We start from the raw sequence: 3,136 nt of genomic DNA, 5'->3' as shown, positions 1-3,136 counted from the left end.
ACGGGCAACCGAACCCGGACGCGGTGATCGTCAACCAGGTCTTCGAGACGGCCTAACAACGCCCACACGCAGCGGCCATCAGGAAATGAGAAACTGAGTCTTCGCTGCTCTCCGCCCAACTTTGCAACAGTACCGCTAAAACAATCGGGAAGCCTACACCTTCACCTCGGATATGATCGCCGAGAACTTTTCGACAAAATGGACTACTGCGGTAGAGCGAAGAAACTTTCGCAACGACATCAAGAAGGCCATTCATGACATTCTGTGTGTGGCCTAACGCTGGAATTACCTCCAATACTGACCGGTGTCACGTTGATCAAGACAGTCACCTCAGTCCGACAGCGGCCGTCTCGTCCAGAACTCGACTAGACAGAACACAGAAGACTAGCGCCCTCCGGCGCGCTTTCTTTTTACCTGAAAGCACTTTGCGCTGATCTGCCATCATCTTGCTAGTTATACACAGGGATTTACCTATTTTCCCAGGTGGCTTATAACTATATCCCTGTAGATCTATATCCCCAGCCGATCAACCAACAGAACCGTCATATTGTGGGTTATGGTTTATACTCCCGCCTCGCCTTGCGGCTCGTTGGGCTGCCGCCCAAATCAAAGATTTGGTTGCCACCAACCAGCCCTTGTTACGGGTGCGTTGTGAAAGAATCAACAACTAAGACTTACCTACCCACCTTAGAAAGCCATGACCACACCACAATCCCTGATCACTCGCCTGGCGTCCCCAGACGCCACTGAGCGCACTGAAGCTGACATTCAGTCCGACATCAAGACCCTGCTGACTACCGCCGACTTCGACCTGGATACCCCACGGTTGGAAGAGCAGATCGGTGATGGTTCTCACCGACGAATCGACATCGCCACCGGAGCCACTGTCATCGAAGTAAAAAGCGGCTCACCAACGAGAGCGCCGACGCGGACTACATCAACCAACTCGCTGGCTACGTCACTACCCACATGAGCCAAGATGGTTCCCGCTACAACGGAATCCTCACCGACGGGAAAACCTGGTGGCTGTTCGAGCAGTCCCCGCCGATGGCTCCTTCGTCCGGCGCAGCACCTTCGAGCTTGCCCCTGGAGCTACCGGGTTCGGGCTTATTGAATGGCTCAAAGCCGTGTTGGCTACTCGGAGCAATTCGCGAATATCATTTTGATTGAACCTATCACAGGCGAGAACTCTCATTTATGAAACATCGGGAATCCCGCAATTCTCATTCCACCAGCGAGAGTATTCCACATGCTGTAGGATGCGGCTCATCTGAGAAGCGGGATGTCAGGATGGCGTGTATCCTAGATTTGTTCCGCCTATCGATACAGAAAGGTTCTATCATGAATCGAGTCGCACTTCTGACAGTTGTGTCTCTAATCACTGCAGGTATTGCCCCCGCAGCTTCTGCCGAAACGGTTGAACAAGCAGAGAAAACTCCTGTTTGGTCTGAAGAGCAATTTGATAGGTCTCTTAAGGAGATCACTCCTGAAGAGAAGAAGCAGCTTGAGCTAATTAGTAACGTCGGTGAACATATTGATTACGACGATGAGGGTAACCTCAAGTCCGATCTCAACGATGATCAGCTTCGTAGTGATTATGGTTTCGAAGACAAAGATGTCAGTTTTTTCCACTCAGTGCTTGCTGAGGATGAAAGCATTGTTCAGCACAAGGAAAACGAGCCAAAAATTGTCACTACATATGATCACAAGCTCGGCCACATATCAAATAGCGATTTGACGGTTGGGACGGCTGCAACTCTTACCGCAGCGGCAATGGAAGGGCCAGCTGCTCTTGAGGCGGCATTCTTTGCTTGGGGTGCTGTAGCAGGCGGGCCGATCGGAGCTGCTATTTCTGGCGCTGCCGGCCTTCTTGGGGCAACTTACTTTGTCGATCTCGCTACTAAAATCACAGGGGCGGTCGCGCAGGGTAAAGGTATTACCTGGTACTCTAAGTGGGGATTTCCGCCAATTACCGCAGAGATTGAGGATGACTAATGCGGACGGATAAAGATCCAAAGTTTATTCGCTTTCCAGAATCTCTGTGGGCTTTTGTCACTATATTCCCCTCGGATATTATTGAGAAACATGGAGTTGAGCACTTTTTCAATTCTGGATATTTGTGGCTCTATTCAATATTGGGAGTAATCCTTTTTGGTATTTCCATGATCATGGGTGAAAAAGCGGTATCTCCTTGGATGCATCGTGTGCGTTCCATTTTCCTCTTTGCTGCAACGATAGCTATTACAGCTTTCTTCCCTAGCTTGGTTGGGCGAATAGTCGTGGCGTTCCTAGCCATCTGCTACTTTTTCTGGCCCAATAACCATATAGTCTTTCGTCGAGCAGCGGCATGATCGGTGTTTTAAGTGGAGCTAGCAGTTTATTAATCACTTGATAAAAAGTGATAGGATCTTGCTAAACTGTCTTCCAAAACTTGGCCACAGTACTCATGCGGGTACTGTGGCCAAATTGGTGCATCTATCAAAAAGGGTACATAAGGGTTAAGTAGCTCTTAACTATGGAGTTGTGACGCCTTGAGAGTGTCAGGGAGATTTGGATTCAGAATCCCGCCACAAGGAGTTATTGAAATCCGCCCTTGATGCCCTTTTCTCGTTTCCGACCTAACCTAAACGGAACACGCCTAGGGGGATGAAGCGTCCGGGGTTTAGTTCCTACCTCAGCTAAGGAAGGGTTGAACTCTGCCTAAGACGCTTCACTTTACCGAAAGCCGGGCTGGTATTCATCGCATTAATAGCGTCCATTGCCGCCAGCTGCTCATGGCTGAGTGTGCATAGTGACGAGCTAATGGTCGGCGCGGCATTGATCGTGGTCGCGATTGTTTTATCCAGAAATCGGGAGGGGGTGACGTCTGTATATAAGACGGCATCACACGACTGCACAACTCTTACCTGTAGCAAGGGAGGAATGGCGAGCGTCCCAGCGTGAGAGTATTGCGAAACCCCCGCGCGCGCATTAGCTTAAAACACGACAGCACAGTTCACCTTTGAATGGTTGCGTCCAGTAGCGTGGTGTATCTGTAACTGACGGTGGGGGCCTGACCTCCGGAAAGTGGACACATCGGGGGCTAGCTATGCTGCTGTGGTCAGTATAGCCGAAGACTTGGTTTCAAAGACATCAG

At 50.2% G+C, this 3,136-nt stretch carries 2 protein-coding genes; both read left to right on the top strand.

Features of this window, described 5'->3' with window-relative positions:
• Positions 1-1,341: 1,341 nt before the first annotated feature.
• Positions 1,342-1,995 (top strand): hypothetical protein, encoded by a 654-nt coding sequence (locus ABRP64_RS11495; RefSeq protein ID WP_349866522.1) that lies wholly within the window; start codon positions 1,342-1,344, stop codon positions 1,993-1,995.
• Positions 1,995-2,351: a hypothetical protein gene (locus tag ABRP64_RS11490; protein ID WP_239268985.1), complete on the top strand. Its 357-nt coding sequence runs from the start codon at positions 1,995-1,997 to the stop codon at positions 2,349-2,351. Before ABRP64_RS11495 ends, ABRP64_RS11490 begins: the two co-directional genes overlap by 1 nt.
• The last annotated feature ends 785 nt before the right edge of the window (positions 2,352-3,136 follow it).

The organism is Corynebacterium sp. KPL4015, from assembly GCF_040225725.1.
Taxonomy (GTDB): Bacteria; Actinomycetota; Actinomycetes; order Mycobacteriales; family Mycobacteriaceae; genus Corynebacterium; species Corynebacterium rhinophilum.
Note: the sequence above shows the minus strand (reverse complement) of the source record. Positions and strands in the feature narration are given on the sequence as shown.

Excerpts from the sequence above, each read along its gene's own strand:
- ABRP64_RS11495 (WP_349866522.1), top strand. The coding sequence starts at position 1,342 with ATGAATCGAGTCGCACTTCTGACAGTTGTGTCTCTAATCACTGCAGGT.
- ABRP64_RS11490 (WP_239268985.1), top strand. The coding sequence starts at position 1,995 with ATGCGGACGGATAAAGATCCAAAGTTTATTCGCTTTCCAGAATCTCTG.